Annotated in this window: 10 protein-coding genes and 4 pseudogenes; 11 read left to right on the plus strand and 3 right to left on the minus strand. The window is 50.5% G+C overall.

The genetic code is table 11. The features are described 5' to 3' along the window. Window positions 1-4 precede the first annotated feature (4 nt). A complete protein-coding gene (locus C4J92_RS00910) occupies window positions 5-301 on the minus strand; it encodes an immunity protein Tsi6 family protein (protein ID WP_124402661.1) in 297 nt (98 codons plus the stop codon). After that, a pseudogene (locus tag C4J92_RS00915) lies at window positions 298-1,630 on the minus strand (polymorphic toxin type 46 domain-containing protein); the annotation flags it as partial. The gene C4J92_RS00910 and the pseudogene C4J92_RS00915, both read right to left, overlap by 4 nt. Before the next feature lie 1,168 nt (window positions 1,631-2,798). On the opposite strand from C4J92_RS00915, the gene C4J92_RS27080 reads away from it, so the two are divergent. The 7 genes and pseudogenes from C4J92_RS27080 to C4J92_RS00950 all read left to right on the plus strand — a co-directional run bounded on the left by C4J92_RS27080 (window position 2,799) and on the right by C4J92_RS00950 (window position 10,126). After that, the gene (locus C4J92_RS27080) at window positions 2,799-3,068 is read left to right on the plus strand and encodes a hypothetical protein (protein ID WP_256657441.1); all 270 of its coding nucleotides are present in this window, start codon (window positions 2,799-2,801) and stop codon (window positions 3,066-3,068) included. Then, window positions 3,061-3,789, plus strand: a complete 729-nt coding sequence (locus C4J92_RS00925; protein ID WP_124402662.1) for a hypothetical protein — start codon at window positions 3,061-3,063, stop codon at window positions 3,787-3,789. The genes C4J92_RS27080 and C4J92_RS00925 overlap by 8 nt, the downstream gene beginning before the upstream one ends. 1,161 nt (window positions 3,790-4,950) lie before the next feature. Continuing rightward, window positions 4,951-5,874 (plus strand): hypothetical protein, encoded by a 924-nt coding sequence (locus C4J92_RS00930; RefSeq protein WP_256657442.1) that lies wholly within the window; start codon window positions 4,951-4,953, stop codon window positions 5,872-5,874. Then, window positions 5,871-6,602: a hypothetical protein gene (locus C4J92_RS00935; protein ID WP_124402663.1), complete on the plus strand. Its 732-nt coding sequence runs from the start codon at window positions 5,871-5,873 to the stop codon at window positions 6,600-6,602. Before C4J92_RS00930 ends, C4J92_RS00935 begins: the two co-directional genes overlap by 4 nt. Window positions 6,603-6,669: 67 nt before the next feature. Next, window positions 6,670-8,495 (plus strand): annotated as a pseudogene (gene tssI / locus C4J92_RS00940) (type VI secretion system tip protein TssI/VgrG). Window positions 8,496-8,522: 27 nt separating this feature from the next. Beyond that, a pseudogene (locus C4J92_RS00945) lies at window positions 8,523-8,849 on the plus strand (DcrB-related protein); the annotation flags it as partial. 548 nt (window positions 8,850-9,397) lie between these two features. Next, the gene (locus C4J92_RS00950; RefSeq protein WP_124402665.1) at window positions 9,398-10,126 is read left to right on the plus strand and encodes a hypothetical protein; all 729 of its coding nucleotides are present in this window, start codon (window positions 9,398-9,400) and stop codon (window positions 10,124-10,126) included. 1,121 nt (window positions 10,127-11,247) lie between these two features. On the opposite strand, the gene C4J92_RS00960 is transcribed toward C4J92_RS00950, so the two are convergent. Next, entirely contained in the window at window positions 11,248-12,258 is a 1,011-nt protein-coding gene (locus tag C4J92_RS00960) for a hypothetical protein (RefSeq protein ID WP_124402667.1), read from the minus strand. A gap of 192 nt (window positions 12,259-12,450) precedes the next feature. Between C4J92_RS00960 and C4J92_RS00970 the strand changes: the two genes are divergently transcribed. The 4 genes and pseudogenes from C4J92_RS00970 to C4J92_RS00985 all read left to right on the plus strand — a co-directional run bounded on the left by C4J92_RS00970 (window position 12,451) and on the right by C4J92_RS00985 (window position 16,853). Then, entirely contained in the window at window positions 12,451-14,283 is a 1,833-nt protein-coding gene (locus C4J92_RS00970) for a type VI secretion system Vgr family protein (RefSeq protein WP_124402668.1), read from the plus strand. Between the two features lie 27 nt (window positions 14,284-14,310). Then, the gene (locus C4J92_RS00975) at window positions 14,311-14,904 is read left to right on the plus strand and encodes a DcrB-related protein (protein WP_124402669.1); all 594 of its coding nucleotides are present in this window, start codon (window positions 14,311-14,313) and stop codon (window positions 14,902-14,904) included. Next, window positions 14,901-16,129 (plus strand): annotated as a pseudogene (locus C4J92_RS00980) (PAAR domain-containing protein). The gene C4J92_RS00975 and the pseudogene C4J92_RS00980 overlap by 4 nt, the downstream one beginning before the upstream one ends. Before the next feature lie 10 nt (window positions 16,130-16,139). After that, a complete protein-coding gene (locus C4J92_RS00985) occupies window positions 16,140-16,853 on the plus strand; it encodes an SMI1/KNR4 family protein (protein ID WP_124402670.1) in 714 nt (237 codons plus the stop codon). Window positions 16,854-17,269: the final 416 nt, after the last annotated feature.

Raw genomic sequence — 17,269 nt, forward strand, 5'->3', positions numbered from 1 at the left:
AGCTTCAATCCGGCAGCTGTATTTTCAGCCCGCGCGCGGATTGTATGGCGACATAAAAAGCGTCTTTCAACGCTCTCGCCAGCTCCGGATCATTTTCTTCGAATTCCTTCGATGCAATCGCACCAATGCTGAGCTGGTGCAGTTTGGATTTGTCGGTTTCCGAGCCCTCAAAAACAGCTTTTACATAGTCAAGTTGTTTGAGCAGTAGGTCGTAAACCGGAAACTGCGGGCATCGGTTACGGCGGTCCACCGTCAGCTCAATAGCTTTTTGAACATAAGCGAGTGGAGTGGCTAGTTTCATGGGTTACCCGGAGTAATTAATTTGAAGAGTTCTCGCTGGCCAGAAGTCATCTGCCGGGCGCCCCCAATTGCATCGAACGGCTGGGAGGGAACAGACCACGTGTCGAGCACGGGAGCGGACGTGCTTCGTAGCAGCGTCACTTTATCGGTGGTTTGATAAACGTTGACGATTTTCGGTACGACAGTTTCAGTTTTATAGATCTGGCCCAAAGGATTGATGCCCAGCTGAGATGGCACGATATCGGGGGTCGGAGAATACCACATGCCCTGACGGCCACCCGGGACCTGGAACTGCCAGAGTTTCTTGCCGCTATTGATGGTTTCGACGCTGACAGGCTTGGTGAAGTCCAGTCCGTTCATATAGCCTTCGTAGTCGGCCGGTTTGTAGCCTTGAGACTTGAAGAAGTTGGCAGCGGTTTCCTGATTTCCGCGAATATTGATGTCCTGGACAAGGTCGCCCGTACGCCCGAACTTTTTGTTCAAATAATCTCGGCGTGATGTCAGGTCGGCCGCGGGTTCCTCGATCGGTTTGGTCGCAGGCCGGTCTCGCAGCGGTGGGGGTTCCGGCTCTGCCCGTTTCAACGGCGCAGGATCCTTCACCTGCAACTCCGGCTGCGCCAGCATCTTCTGCTCATTCTTCGCCAACCAAACCGCAAACTGCTTGTTCGAAATCTCCGCCTGCAGCTTGGCACTTCGCGCCGCGATGCTGTCCATGCTAGCCATAACGCCGGATTTGATCTGTCCTCGGGTCAGGTAGGTCACGATTGCGGTGAGCAACAGCAACACCAGTTGTTCTTGACCACGTGCCAGTTGTCGCGCCGCGCGTTCCGTGCGTTCCTGAACTTGCGCTGCAGAACCGCCAGTAGGATCAAGCCCCTCGGGCTTGACGCCGTCTGCTGCGAACCACGCTGTGGCGAGCCCTTCTTGCAAGGTTGAAAGGCAAGCGGGCAAGCCCTGATAAAAATACTCGGCGATGGCCGACAGGCCCAGCGCCATCAGGATCAGATTACCCACCTGCAAACCGATACCTGCTCCGGCAATGGCTGCTGGCGCGGCGCCGACACCAAACGCAAATGCTCCCGCCGCACCACCAGCAATAGTGCCCACTGCCACGCTGGCGCCAAGGATCATCGAGACCTCCTTGACCAGTTGCAGCAGCACGGGAAGGATTTGTTCGATTTCGATCGAAGCCCATTTGTGCTTCAGGTTCGATTGGATGATCGGGTATGACAACGCCATGGCTTGGCGAACGTTGTCGATGCGGTTTCCGCCTAGCACTATTGCCGACGCGGCGAGTGAAGCCATTCCAACTGTCGTGAGTATTCTGTAGATTTATCTGCGAGTATTTTCACGGGCAAGTAAACGTCGAGACCTTACAACCGGCACAGACAGATAGGTGAACCGTAAATATCTGATCGCTGACGAGGTGTGTTCGTTGAGCCATGACGAAGGTCAATGTCGCAGTAGGAAAAGCTCGATGAGAGCGTTAATCTTGGTGACCTGAACCGGCTTCACATGAGACTTGAGCTGTAACTCTGCCGCGTGGTATTCGTCGGCTTATCCAAGGACATATGCAGGATTAAGGAGATAGCCATGCCGCCTACGCCATCATATTGCCGGTCTCAGCAGTTACGAGCCTTTGTCCCTATGGTGTGTGCAAACTATCGAGTGTCAGCTGCAATGCCAAAGGCCAGACCTTTGTGCGGCAGTCAGCGAGGCGATGTGCGTGAGTAATTTTTTGACGCCTCCCACTTCAGCCAGCTTGCGATGTGAGCGCAGGCAGTCAGGTCTATTGAGCGGCCAGCAGGTGTTCGCTGGCGAGTCGGCAATGGATTTTATATGCAGCCGGGGCGTTTCGCCGGGCTATACGCGACTGACGATTACACGGCCGCTGTGTATCTTGTACATCAGTTGTCATCTCGCGATGATCAAATGAGTCCTGATGAATTTAAGGGTGCTGTGCTGCTGCTCCGCGAGCTGCTGCAGAAGCTGAAGTCCGCCACCAATGTATCTGTTGAAGCGTTGCGGTCTCTGCAACAGGCTGCTTAGAACATTCCAGGAATTGGCTCCCTCATGTTCTCCGGGAGTAATTTGCCTGGGACCATCGCAACTGCCGCCGGTGGCATTATGGCGGCAGCCAAGAGCAGAAAGGTTACTGATCTTCTGGATTTGAGTCCTGCGCAAAAATTGAAGCTTCACGCGTGGGCCAATAGTCGCGGCACTCCCGGGGCGCAATCGGCCAACAGAACATTTAAGGGCAGTATCAAATTATCGCTAAAGAAAGTCAGTTATTCTTTGAGGTGCCGGTAACGGCCGTTGCGAAACATTACAAGATATTAGGTGCGGTCGGGCCGTCTGCTGTTCATGTACCCGTGGGAAGTACCAAAGCGGCGTTGAGTCAGCGCGCCCATTTGCATGCAAATGGGGCTACTGGGGCGCTAAAATTTATGGGGGGGAACACGGTCGGCGCTGTTCTAGCCGCGGGACCGCAAGCATTCTTGGATTATTCAAGCTCAACTACGGGCACAGAGTTCTACAATAAGTCTGTTCATAACCAACCCACGAATATCTTATCAGCGGCTGTGGGCGTCGGCGCTGGCTATGCACTGACGGGTGCCGCTGCGCTATTGGCGGTCCCCGCAGCGCCCCTGGTAGTAGTTGTGGCTGTTGGCTTCGTTGCTGGCTTGGGAATGCAGTGGGCGATGGTCGGATTTGGGATTGATAAGATGATCGGCAACGCATTGGAAATTGGTAATCATAATGATTGACTCAGATAGGCTTAGGAAATTTAGTTGGTTTTTGTTTAGCTTCTTCGTGTTTTTACTGGCTTTTGGTACTTCAGGGTTTAAATATTTTTGGCATGCGGTTTTCTTTATTTCTTTTTCGGCTCTAATTTGGAATTTATATCTAATTTATGTGTGTGAAAAGTTTGCGCTATATATAACTTCGGTGTTAGTTTCGGTGGTGGGTATCTTCTGTTGGTTAGCTTCTGTATCGGCTTATTTAGTTGCTGCCAGATTCTGGGGCAAGACAAGCGTTATTGCACTTTTAATTGGGCTTGTTCCGATAGGGGTTTCATCACTTGCATATTTGGTATTGGCCAGTGGCAAACCGTCATTTCATCCGTTCGAATATGATGGAATTAAGGTTCAGCCACGTCCGCAAGCAAAGCAAAGAAAATCGACTGCGTACTCTCCTCTCTTGGTGGCCGGCGCGACCACGCTGGCAGCTAGTGTCTTTACAAAAACGTTGGGGCCCCTCAGTGCTGGGATGGTCGCCATGTTTGGGCTCACGACTTTCTCGGTGGCATTATTGTTTCACGTGCGCCACATAATCAGGGGCCTACGCCTCCTCCGCGCCCAAGAAAAGAACATGCCTAAACCCTATACTTTCATGCAAATCGACGAAATCCGTGAAGCTCGCAATCATTGGTGGCTGAGCAGGTTGTTCAAGTGGATCGCTCGCTGGCGCAAATCATCGGGCGCCTGATGAGCTCGCTAACAAGCATTCTTTAATTGCTGCTGTTGGGAAATGATGATTTTCAGGGTTCGTTCGCTGTCTTGTGCGTGGAGGAGGCCCGAGAAGAAAGTCGTCGCGCAGCAGGCAGCACCCTAGCTTCCTAAGTTGAGGAGGAGAGAGGACCTTGGGTTCGACAAAGGCGTGTCATAAGGACGTCAGAGTCTCCGAGCGTGGGGTTTACCGCAGCTCCCACGGGTATCCTACTTCATCGCCAAAAGATATCGTTTATAGGCGATTCGTAAGGTACCGGTTGAATGTATTCAGCGTCTTCGAAAAAGCGCTTGAAGATCTGACTGTAGGTGTGCTCCCAGCGAAAAGTAAGCTCCTCGGATAGTCCACAAATATGTCCTCGGTTCTGGATCTTGGGTCTTTGCCTACTCCCACTGGGCCCTCCGTTGGCATATGGCCGCGTTGATGCCGCTAGCGGGTTATTTTCCAAGATTTCACCAGATGCCTTGGGTGTCAAATCAGCGCCAAAATTCCAGTTTTGCGGTAGAACGCCTTGACGCAGATCGTCCTACAGGTTGACACGATCGGCTCAGCGGTGTTTCCTCATCGCAATTGAAGAGTGGAACGTTTAAGCAAGTGTGACCAGCCTCTCTTTTTTTGAAACACTGAGGGCGTTTTTCCACGGTTTCGTGGTCACAGCGGTTCAGTCAAACAAGGCCTGTGGCTGCTGACGCCAGTATGATGATGAGGGGAAGGCCGTAGCCTTTTCCCGCAGGGCTCTTGGAGCTTTAGTACGTCTAAGTGCGACGATGGCGGTATAAGTACCATTGCTGATGCTTAATTTTTGGTGTCTCGCACGTGCTTCACGGTCTCGAGGCTTGTCGCTCTGTCGCGGTAGCGTCCGCAGTTGTATCCAAGGATAGTATGCAGAATTATGGACATCTCTACGCTGCCTGCTCCGTCAAAAAGTCAGCGATCACAAGGTGCTGAATTGCGTGGTGGGTGCGAATTATGGAGAGCACCGTGGTCGATTGATGCCGTGGTTCAAAATCTGCCTGGGCAGACTGTGAGGGGCGCGTATGAGTAACTTTTTGACACCAACCACTTCAGCCGCTCTTCGATGTGAGCGGAGACAGATTGGCCTGCTGGGGGGGGCAGCAGGCGTTCGTAGGCGAGTCGACCATGAGTTTTTACATGCGCCCTCCTAGTCCTGGTCTGGCAGGGCAGTACGCAACGGATGATTACACTGCCGCTTTACTTTTGATAAGTCAGCTGTCATCTCCTGATGAGCAGTTGGCTCCGGAAGAAGCCGAGAGCATGGCGGTTCTGCTCTGGGAATTGTTGCAAAATATCGAGCGGTCAAAAGACGTATCAGTTGAGGCGCTCCAGTCTCTGCAGAAAGCGGCGGAGGGAATTCCGGTATTAGGACCGCTGATGTTCTCCCCAGGGAACATTCCTGGAACTATTGCAAGCGGCTCAGGCTTAATCATGGCAGCCACCAAAGCCAAAAACATCTCCGATATGCTCGATCTAACTTCTGCTCAGCACACCAAGCTCCGCAAATGGGCAAATCAAAGAGGCGGGCCCAATGCCCGCGCTGCGGGCAAAGTTTTGAAGGGTAGAATCAAAGTCCTGCGCAACGGTGGCAAGTTATTCTTGGAAATACCGCTTACCCTAGAAGCCAAGGATTATAAAATACTGGGTGGGATTGGCAAATCGTCGATAAATATTCCTATGAACGAAGTGCGAAGTAAACTAAACAGCAGAGTGCATCTTCATGCTGATGGAGCAAAGGGCGCTCTTAAAGTAATGAATGGTGGTGTTGCTGGCGTAGCGCTGGCGGTCGGGCCACAAGCCTATATTGATTGGACCGGTTCAAATACCAAAGAAGAATTTTTTAGAAAGTCGGCGGAAACCCAACCTACAAACGTCGCCTCATTTGTTGTCGGCGCTGTGTTTACGGTTGCAGCTGGATTCGTTGGGGCTCCTCTCGTGGTTGTCATCGCTGTCGGGTGGGGAGCTGGCCTGATGGCACAATATGCCATGTCCAAGACCGGTGCGGATAAGGCGGCGGAAAAAATGATCAAGAGTTACTTGCCAGAATGAGCACTATTTACAATCCCGATGCACAAACTGTCAAACAAGCGTCGTTAGTGATATTTTTAATTATCGTGATTTCTGGAGTTATGGGCCCAGTAAGCTTTTCGGGTGGCTGGTGGGTTTATGGATGCTTTTCCTTAATGGCTTTTTTGTACATGATGTATATTAAGTATGTGTGTGAAAGCTATACTTTTTTTGCCTTGAGTTATTTTGTACTATTTGTTTTCTCTCTTGCCTTTGCACCAGCTTGCGTAACCTATATGGTGGTGACAGACGATCTGGCTGGGTCTAAGTTTGAGGGAGGTTTCGCCGCCTTTCTTCTGCTAAGTTTTCTTGCGCTGGTATATTTTTTTATTTATCTCACTCCAACAGTAGCGTTTCCATTTGAAGTGGCCGGCAATAAAGTTTCCTTCACTGCTCCTGATACATCCAGTCTCAAGGCTGGGGTCATTGCAGGTCTTGGAACATTGGTCGCATCTATAGTTATACGGTCAGTTACTCCGCTTACCACAGGCATCCTTATCATCCTGATTTTTGTATTCGGATGCATCACTATGTTAATCCACTCTCGTCATCTTATTAGAGGCCTACGCACCCTCCGCATCCAGGAAAAAACCATGGGCACCCCCTTCACCTTCATGCAAGTCGACGAAATTCGTGAAGCGCGCAGTCGTTGGTGGTTGAGCAGATTGTTCAAGTGGGTTGCTTCCTGGCGCAAGTCGCCGGGTGCCTGATTTTCGATGATCACTATGTGCAGGCCGCTCAAGCCTGATGACGTGTTTCGGTTAAGGAGTTGAAGCGATGGATCTTTCCTCACTGTTTACGGCTCAAAATAGGCGTCTGTTCAAGCTGACGATGGCCCTTAAGGGTGGTCAAGAGCTATTGCTTGAATCTTTTGCTGGTAGTGAGGGATTATCGGCCGATTTCGGGTTCCAGCTTGATCTGATTTCCGAGGACGCGAGCGTAAAGCTCAAGTCCGCCATCGGGCAGGCTGCGACGATTGAAATCGAACTCGCTACCGGCGGCAGCCGTTATATCAACGGCCACGTATTGAGCTTCGGTAACAACGGCAGCGATGGCGGCATGTCGCGCTATTCGGCCTATGTGGGTTCATGGTTGAGCTTGATTGCACAGCGCTATGACTCTCAAATCTATCAGGATCAAACCGTAGAGCAGGTGATCAGGAGGGTCTTTGGTCGCTATGAAGGTCTCGCGAAATACGAGTTCCGCGTCGACCGTACACTCAAGCCACACAGCTACATCACTCAGTACCGCGAAAGCGACAGTCACTTCGTCATGCGGCTGCTTGAGCAAGAAGGGTTGTTCTTCTACTTCGAGCACACGGCCGACAGCCACACGCTCATCATCATGGACGACTCCAGCGTTCTGACGCCGTTGCCTGAGCAGCCGCAAGTGCGCTTCCATACAGCATCGGTGACCGAAAACTCCGACTCCATCACCAACTGGAGTTCCGCCAGGGAGTTCCAGGCCGGAAAGATCTCGGTGCAAACCTTCGATTACCGACAGCCGGGAAGTCGTATTCCCGTCACGATGACTAGCCTCAATCAACAAGGCGATGTTCCGTCGTATGAAATCTTCGACTACATGGGCCAATACACCCACGGCACGCCTGAAGATGGCGAGCTTCTGGTGCGTAACCGCATCGAGGCGCTGGAGCTCAAAGGCAAGACATTTGTAGGGTCAAGTAACTGTCGCGCTATGCGTCCAGGCCATACTTTTGAGCTGACGCAGCATTACGAACATGACACGGGTTCTGCCGATGACAGGCAGTTCCTGGTGATGAATATCGAGCACCGCGGCAGCAACAATTATACTTCGGGCAGTCAGGCTGGCTACGGTAATAAATTTTATTGCGTGCGGAAGAAGATTAAATTCCGTCCGCAAATGGACTTGCTCAAGCCCGCGATTTCCGGTCCGCAAACCGCCATAATCGTCGGCCCCCCTGGCGAAGAGATCTACACCGATGAAATGGGTCGCGTCAAAGTGCAGTTCCACTGGGACCGTTACGGTAAGTTCGACGACAAAAGCTCCTGCTGGGTCCGCGTCGCCCAAACCGGCGCCAGCGGCGGTTTTGGCAGCATCCAGATTCCGCGAGTCGGCGATGAAGTGGTGGTGGTTTTCCTCGACGGCAACCCCGACCGACCTTTGGTCATGGGCAGCCTGTACAACAGTCAGAACACTCCGCCCTGGTCGTTGCCGGCGAACAAGACGCAGAGTGGCTTCCTCACCCGGTCGATCAAGGGTAAGGGCTCTAACGCTAACTTCTTCCGTTTTGAAGACAAGGCGGGGGCGGAACAAGTCAGCCTCCATGCCGAGCGCAACCTGGATACCGATATCGAGGCGGATGAAAGCCATACGGTTGGCGGCAATCGTGAGCTGAAAGCGACGGCAAGCATACCGAAACGATCAAGCTGGAAACCAGCATTGCGGTGACGGAAGGATCCTATTACGTCACGGTCGATAGCGGCGAAGTGAAGATCACCTCGGCGACCTCAATCACACTCGAAGTCGGTGCCAGCAAATTGGTTATGAACTCCGACGGCACCATCACGCTATCTGGCGTCACCGTCGATGTGACCGGCAGCACAAAAGTCAACCTTAACTAATCAGCCCGACGGACAAGGAGTTCCCGTATGCGCCGGAATATTTATGATCGCCTTTCTGAACGACGTCTCCGGGACCAAGAGCGCGAACGCGTTGAAAAGGAACTTGCCGATGCTGTGCCGCCCCCTCCTGAGCGTTTTCATACCAACGAATTGAGTTTCGTAAGAACGCCGAGCCTCAAAGACAAAACCTTCCATGTATTCACCCTGACAGACATCGGGCCAAGCCCGTTCTCACTGGTGGTGGGGCGTTCACAAGTTGAGGCGGGCGTTGATCTTGAAACCATGGCCCAACAATTACTGGGTGAGCTGAAAAAGTCTTTATCGCATGTCGAGTGGATCGAGCCGGTCACACCTCGGTGCGAAGGGTGGTAAGTGGTTTGATGCGCGGTATGAGGTTAAGGTTCAGGGGCTTGGGTCGAATTTTAGGAAATGTTAAAATTCAGCCTAGAAAACTCCTACTTCAACCGAACCTGCGCCGTTAGCCCGGCCTCCGAGGGATGCAAAAGGCCGCTTCGTACGAACTCAAGATCCAGCCATATACAATCGCAAGTCTCAATATCCGAGTGCATATCGTGCAGGTGTAAAAGATAAAGTATTAGATGCTAATACTATAACTAAAGGCAAGCAAGGCAAGCATGCCGGGAAAGTCTTGACGGTAGATGGAGATAAGGTTCCGCGTAATGGTCCTCGGTTGACAATTGAACATAATAAACCGGTTGTTGAACATTGGAATGAGCAAGGTTACAACTCCGGGAGGGCTGTGCGAAATGATTTTTATAATGATACAAATAATATGAGCCTCAGGCTTCGCTCGGCTAATAGTTCTGATGGTGCGAAGATGATGCAGAATGGTATAAGATATAGACAGGATGTTGGGCCAAATTATGAGTGAAAGAGGGTTTATGGATATTGAGGAATTACTTGAAGATGAGTATGGTGACGTCATAAAGAAAAACTCTGACATGTTCTTTTTTCAGGACGAGACCAAGACGTATGTAATTAATTACTGGCTAAAGGCGCGAGAAGATAATTCTAAACTACTCGTCATTTCTCAAGATTTCTTCGATGACGCTTTGGCGGAAATTATTGTTAACTCAGTTTCTGTTATTTCTTCAACAGATAAGCCATTAATATTACCGATCACCGCTGGTAAACACTCTTCTAGTTTGTTTACTCATATAATCATTTTGCCGCAAAATTACCATGGGTATATGAAAAGTGCAGGTATTGACCGAGGTGATCTCTATTGGTGTATTCCTATATTTCGTTGTGAGTTTTCCGGCGAGGAGAGCGTTGAAGAATTTATGAGTATGCGTGTACACTTCGTGCCTGTTCTTGATTGGAAGCGCGCGATCCGTCCTAAAGTTAAGGTCTATTTTGACAATCCTAAAACTGGCGCAGGCGCCGATGAAACACGTGTTTTGGTGCAATATCTGACTCTCCTTCAAGAGGTTGACAATCTTGAAGGTGTCTCTAACGGCTTTATTGAATTGGAGAATTATAAAGGTGAGGTTGTAGAAATTTTATCTCCCGTAAAAAGCGAATTCATTCTTATCCTAAATAGAGAGGATGAGACTGCTATGTCCAAGGATGTATTAAAAACCCATCTGGACGAGTTTGTGATGAGTTGAATTATATGTGCGAAGCTGACACTGCAGTGCACTGGCGCCGTTGCCCGAGCAACCGTGGAGCTACGCGCCTCTATTGCATTCCTAAACGCGCCGCTCGCCGTGCGCTAGTTGGGTTTTAAGGAGCGCTTACGAATTACGGCGGTGTATCGGCCGTCAGAGAATGTTTCTGCAAGTCTTGGGTCAAGCGGTCCGGCTCAATCGCAGAGTACTTGCCTGTAATTTTGCCTAGCTTGTGGCTTGGTAGGGTTTCAAGCTTTTGGGTGGCGGACTGGTTATCTATGGGGGCCTCAAGCAAAGGCTCCTCGGTCCATCCCAGGCGCACCGGCTCTCTCGCCTGCAACTCCGGCTGTTTCAGGTTCGTCTGCTCATTCCTCGCCAGCCACGCCGCAAGGAGCCAACACTAGCAATAGAATAAAAAACTCTGAGAGGCTGAGTACAGGTACCGGGTGTTGGTTCATTCATTCAGAAGGTGCATAAGCATAAATATTCGCTGGTGAAGGGCATTTTTTGATTGACACAATACGTTGCCTTCAATGTGCTGGGCATAATAATGCTCTATCTTCCGTCTGAGCGAATGCATATTTCTTGAGTGCCAACCATCTTGCAAGGCCAGTTGCCATTTATATACCGAGTGGGCTTAAAGCATGCTCTTTCGTCGTTAACCCAGAATAGTTGCCATGCCGAACCTGATATGAGCAGTTTTGGACAAGGTGAGTAATCCTTGAGCAGCAAGATTGCCGTCGTGAGGATCATTATCGCCGGAACGGCAAAAACTATTGTCTTGACAGAAAGATAAATCATCAGTGATTGAAAGCGGAATAAAAACGAATTCACCGGGGGATCAAATTTTTTTCCGTTCCATACGCAAATTGAAGCGCCTACGACGGAGGTCAGAGCTGCGGGTGGAGCCATCAGTAGACAGAACGCCATATAGGGTGTTTCTACGATTGGCGCTCCTCGATAAATGCGTCCGTATATGGGTAGCACGTACTCCCAAAGCCAATAAAGCGAAAATACGCCAATAATGGACATAAAAAAAACAATGAGCGCCGCGATTAGTCTGAGCTTTAGCGGCGACAAGGACGGTGCAAGCGTGCTTGAATTTTTTTTCATATGGATGCCTAAAACTTGGGGAGCTTAAAATCTGAAAAATTTGGCAACGTTGGAGTTTTAGGCCAATTAGGTAGTGGAAGCTCACCAGGCTGAATTTTTCGCAAAATCCAAGATTTTGTTTCGTCGTATGCTTGATCAAGAATACTTTGTGCGGCCTGAGTTGCTATATCCTCCATATACCGTTGCAGGTCTTTAGTCGTGACTTTGGTAGCTCGCTCATGCAGCAGTCTCACATTGTCCACAGCGTAGCGCATTCCAGATTTTACGCTGTCTTTAATACCATATTTATTATCTAATACGTTTAGTCCTATGCTGATAGCGAATACAACTATAGCTCCGACCACTACCGGAAGTGCGGCGGCTGTGAAAACCGCCCCTATCGCTAGTGCCGCAGCATAACCAATCGCAGTTGCAATTCCTGCCTTTACTAACTCAACCCCGATGCCTGCAAATAGGTCAGACAGTACCGCCTCGTCATTGAATATCCATTCTAAAACCTCAATGCCGACTGCCACGTAGCATGAGAGCTTAAATCCTGCTATCGAAGACCCCCTGACGCCATACCTACCTATACCCATCTCAACCAGTTGAGCGTTGCGAATCCCATAACGGGTTCCATTTAAGCGTCGCCGTAGACCTGGATAGCCGGTCAATACTACGTATTGTTTACCGTTTTTCACCGTAATCCGAATTTTGGTTCCGAACCCTCCGATATCTCGGAGTAAACGGCTGATATTGTAGGCATCGTAGGAGCCCAACGCAGTTGCTGTTGCCCATGAGGTGTTAACTGTCGGGTGTAGGGTCGCGTTATATATAGATTGAGTGCCGCCCCATAGGCCGTCCAACATTCCTGGCTGAGTTCTAGAACACATCACTGGTGGCTGCGTACTGGCGCCGGACGATGTATTGCTTTCGGCAATTATTGCATTCGCGTCTTCAAGAGTGAGAACAACCATTTCTTGCTGATTGTTATCGATATCCTTATCAAGTTTTTTGAGCTGGGTATCACTCAAGCTCATGATGCACTCCCTGTTTCTAATTGTCCGCTCGCTCAGCGCGGCAGCACGTGCGCTGGTAAGGGTGCACCGAGTGAGAAATAAAATCAAACTAGCATATTGCCACCTTTGGCGAGACGCCCGCTCTGGCTTGACAAGGTCACTACAAAAGGTTTTTCATCGTGCGCTTAGGCCCTATCTTGCAGGATGCAGTCAATGATTTCTGAGCTCCTCGAGCAGATAAACGTCCAGAATAGCAGGCTCATCACTTTCGATTCTCCTTTACCACCCGAGCAGGAGCTTGTCCTGGAGAGCTTCAGCGGTGAAGAAGGGCTGTCGATCCTGTTCGAATACGAGCTTCAACTGTTGTCCAACGATGCGACAATCGAGCTTAAAAAGCTCATAGGCAAAAAAGTCTCAATGGGCATCACATTGGCCGATGGCAGCACAAAAGTGATCAGCGGGCATTGCTCTCACTTTAACCACGTCGGTGCCAATGCTGGCGTTGCCAATTACGTGGCTAAAGTTGTGCCTTGGTTGTGGATATTAAGTCGTCGTCGCGATTCTCGTATATTTCATGACAAAACGGTTGAAGATATTGTAAAGGAAGTATTTGCATACTACTTGAGTCTCGCAAATCACGAATTCAGACTGAATCGCCCGCTAAAACCGATTAGTTACTGTACCCAATATCAAGAATCTGATCTTAATTTTGTATTAAGACTTCTGCAGCAAGAAGGCCTGTTCTTTAATTTTGAGCATAGCCAAGACGGTCATCGTATGATTATTTTTGATGACAGCCTTGATGCGGCTCCGTTGCCGAATCAGCCCACCATACGATTTCATACAGCCTCCGTGACTGAAGAGGATGACTCAATTACTGAGTGGTCATCCCAGCGTACGTTTCACTCCACCCGGCTTTCATTGAAGTCGTTTGATTATAAGCAGCCAAATTTTTCCAACCAGGTGCAGCTTCAAACTGTATCTAAGCAAGGGGACGTCGGGCAGTACGAGATATTTGAGTACGAGGGACTTTATGGTTACTCGGACCCGCAGCACGGTGAGCAAATTGCTCGCAATCGGCTTGAGGCTATGGAGGTCCAGGGCAAAACGTTCCAGGGCAAAAGCAACTGTCGCGCAATGCAGCCCGGCTACTATTTCGAACTGACTCAACATTATGACCACGACAGTGGTGCGGTTGAAGATCGACAGTTTCTGCTCTTGAGCGTCAAGCAATTCGGCCGAAATAATTACTCTGGCTCGGGAGAGGCGTTTTACCAGAATCAATTTATCTGTATTCGACGCAAGATTCCCTTCAAACCACCGATGAGCACCCCTCGAGCGGTGATCAGTGGCCCGCAGACGGCCATCGTCGTTGGCCCCAAGGGCGAAGAAATCTACACAGACGAACTCGGCCGCGTAAAAGTCCAGTTCCACTGGGACCGCTACGGCGAGCACAACGACAAAAGCTCCTGCTGGGTCCGCGTCGCCCAAACCGGCGCCAGCGGCGGTTTTGGCAGCATCCAGATTCCACGAGTCGGCGATGAAGTGGTGGTGGTTTTCCTCGACGGCAACCCCGACCGACCTTTGGTCATGGGCAGCCTGTACAACAGTCAGAACACTCCGCCCTGGTCGTTGCCGGCGAACAAGACGCAGAGTGGCTTCCTCACCCGGTCGATCAAGGGTAAGGGCTCTAACGCTAACTTCTTCCGTTTTGAAGACAAGGCGGGGGCGGAACAAGTCAGCCTCCATGCCGAGCGCAACCTGGATACCGATATCGAGGCGGATGAAAGCCATACGGTTGGCGGTAATCGTGAGCTGAAAGTCGACGGCAAGCATACCGAAACGATCAAGCTGGAAACCAGCATTGCGGTGACGGAAGGATCTTATTACGTCACGGTCGATAGCGGCGAAGTGAAGATCACCTCGGCGACCTCAATCACACTTGAAGTCGGTGCCAGCAAATTGGTTATGAACTCTGACGGCACCATCACGCTATCTGGCGTCACCGTCGACGTGACCGGCAGCACAAAAGTCAACCTTAACTAATCAGCCCGACGGACAAGGAGTTCCCGTATGCGCCGGAATATTTATGATCGCCTTTCTGAACGACGTCTCCGGGACCAAGAGCGCGAACGCGTTGAAAAGGAACTTGCCGATGCTGTGCCGCCCCCTCCTGAGCGTTTTCATACCAACGAATTGAGTTTCGTAAGAACGCCGAGCCTCAAAGACAAAACCTTTCATGTATTCACCCTGACAAACATCGGGCCAAGCCCGTTTTCACTGGTGGTGGGGCGTTCACAAGTTGAGGCGGGCGTTGATCTTGAAACCATGGCCCAACAATTACTGGGTGAGCTGAAAAAGGCCTTGTCGCATGTCGAGTGGATCGAGCCGGTCACACCCGCCGAGGTGGCAGGGGTAGAGGCGCGTCGCGTAGAGTTTCGCTGGCGGCAACAGGGTCAACCGGTTCATCAGCTGCAACTGATCTTCTTGCATCAAGATGAACATCAACAACCGTTGCTCATGCAGATCACCGGTACCAGTAACAACCCTAAAGGCATGACGTCCGAGGAGCGCCGGCAGTTTGATGCCTTGGTGCAGACGCTTGAATTGCGCTACCCGCCCGAAAGCGACAAGGAGGAGGACGTCGACGAGGTTGTACTTTCATGAGCCAGGCGGCGGCGCGCCTGGATGACCCGATTGAACACTCCAGCGCGCTAGGGGGCTTGCTGGCCGGTCTTGCCATCGGCGCCGGTGCGGTGTTGGTGGGGATTGCCATCGTCGGAACCGGCGGTCTCGGTGCCGTGGCATTGTGTGCGATGGTCGGAGCAGGGGCCGCTACCGGAGCAGGCATAGGCCAGTTGATCGGAAGCCTTTCATTTGCCTGCCACGATACCGGCCAGATCAAGACGGGCTCTGGAAATGTCTTTACCAATGGCAAACCGGCGGCCAGGGCCCATGTTGATACCGCGACGTGTGACCAGCATGGGTCTGCTCCGCAGATTCTGGCGCAGGGCAGTGACTCGGTTTACATCAACGGGCTGCCCGCTGCACGGGTAGGTGACAGAACAGTTTGTGACGCCAAGATCAGTGCCGGGTCCGGTAATGTGTTTATTGGAGGCGGTACTGAGACAACAGACGCCATCAGTCCAGAAGTACCGGGGTGGTTGGAGCGGGCGGTATTGGTGGTGGGTTTGGCGAGTGCCTTTGTCCTGGCGAGTCCGGTCGTGGTTATTGCCGGGCTGGTTGGAGGTATTGCGGGGGGCTTGGGGGTAATTGGGCAGGCGGTAAGCTGTTTGGTGAAGGTTCTGATGGCCAGAAATTGATGGCATTTGGCGGTGCGCTGCTGGGAGGCGGACTGGGTGCGAAGGGTGGTAAGTGGTTTGATGCGCGGTATGAGGTTAAGGTTCAAGGGTTGGGGTCGAATCTTGGGAATGTGAGAATAACTAAGCGGCCGACTATTCCACCGGCGAATACGAAAGGCGTTTCCCCCGAAGTTTATCAAAAGCTAAGAGCCCGCACTCCGAGCAAGGAGATACAAGCGATGGTTAACGATGAAGTTGTGCTACCAATGAAAGATCCTGCCTTGCCAGGGTTAGAAATTACAAAGCCTCTCCACGCGGATCATATCGTCCCGATGAAGCAGATAACAGAAATGGATGGCTTTAATAGACTAACCTTTGAAAATCAACTGCAGGTTCTTAATCATAAACCAAACTTTACTCCCTTAAGTGAAACGGCGAATACTTCGAAGGGCGCTAAAACGTTCGAGCAGTGGACTCGCTATAAGAAAGGAGCTGTAGATGTTGATCCCGCGTTCAGAAGTAGTATGATGGAGCGCGCCAGTAAGCTGGAAGTTGAACTGCAAAATAAAATTCATACACTTTTACCATAAAGGGAATGAAATGATAAGTTTTGATGATGTTTTAAACGAAGTAAGATCAAGGTTTTCTGATAGGGACGTTTACTTCTCAATCGCTGAAATTCCGACTGGCTTAGTTGTGCCAAGTGATTGGGAAGGTTTTGGTGCAGCCACCACAGAACATCCTAGTTTTCCAGCTTCATGGTATCTGTTTGCAGAGGAATTGCCTTGGGTGCTTTCCTTGCTAGAGGTAGGGCTCCTTGGGACTGGAATATTAAGCGGTGCAAAGCTGGAATTATTATATATTTTTCATGATGCAAACGGACTGTACTATTATATTGGAGGTCAGCCCCTGAACAGTTGCTCGCCGAAAGATAATCAGGCTGTTCCTTTTGAGGGTAAAGTTTTAGAGTTTTATCGTCGAGTACATAACGGATTTACTTTTTTTCCAGCTCAATCCATGGGACCTCAAAATGTAGAGGACTTTTCATGTATTGCTGACTTGATAGACGAAGAAGACACGCGTTTTGCTGAAAAGTGGGTGACGTTATTCTCAAATGGAGCCGGCGATTATTTGGCTATAGACTTAGCGAGTTCTGCTGAAGGTAAAGGCATTATTTGGTGGCATGAACAACCACTGGAGCCAGAGCTTGATGTTGATGTATTTAAAATAATGGACACTTGGATTTCTATTTTTTTAGAAGATACACAGCCGCGCGACAATATAATTATCCCAAGTGCGGGGTTTACAGCTTAACCACAGTTTTCGCTTAGCCGTTGCTCTATGGTAATTTGAATTTTTAACGCCAGCCTGACTCGTCGTATTACTACGAGCGCTCTACAAGTACCAATGGCAATCCGGCGCCAAGGTCCATGTTGATGCTGCGACATGTAACCAGCATGGGTCTGCCCCTCAGGTTCTGGCTAGGGCAGTGATTCGGTTGTAACTGATCCATAATCCCACCTATCCAAATAGGCGGCGTCTGAGCTGGGAAAGAGTCAAATCAAGCTGGCGCGGAGGCTATTCACGGCGCAGCGACTTAATTTTTTCTGGCTTGATATCCACCACCGTTCCCGCTTGTACGTATTTGATCGGTGAAAGCAAGTACGACGAAATTCCAGCTTATCCGTGGTCGGTTACCACAGTGACTCAGTTGTTATATATGCAAGTGC

The organism is Pseudomonas sp. R3-18-08, assembly GCF_003852065.1.
In the GTDB taxonomy this organism is placed as follows: domain Bacteria; phylum Pseudomonadota; class Gammaproteobacteria; order Pseudomonadales; family Pseudomonadaceae; genus Aquipseudomonas.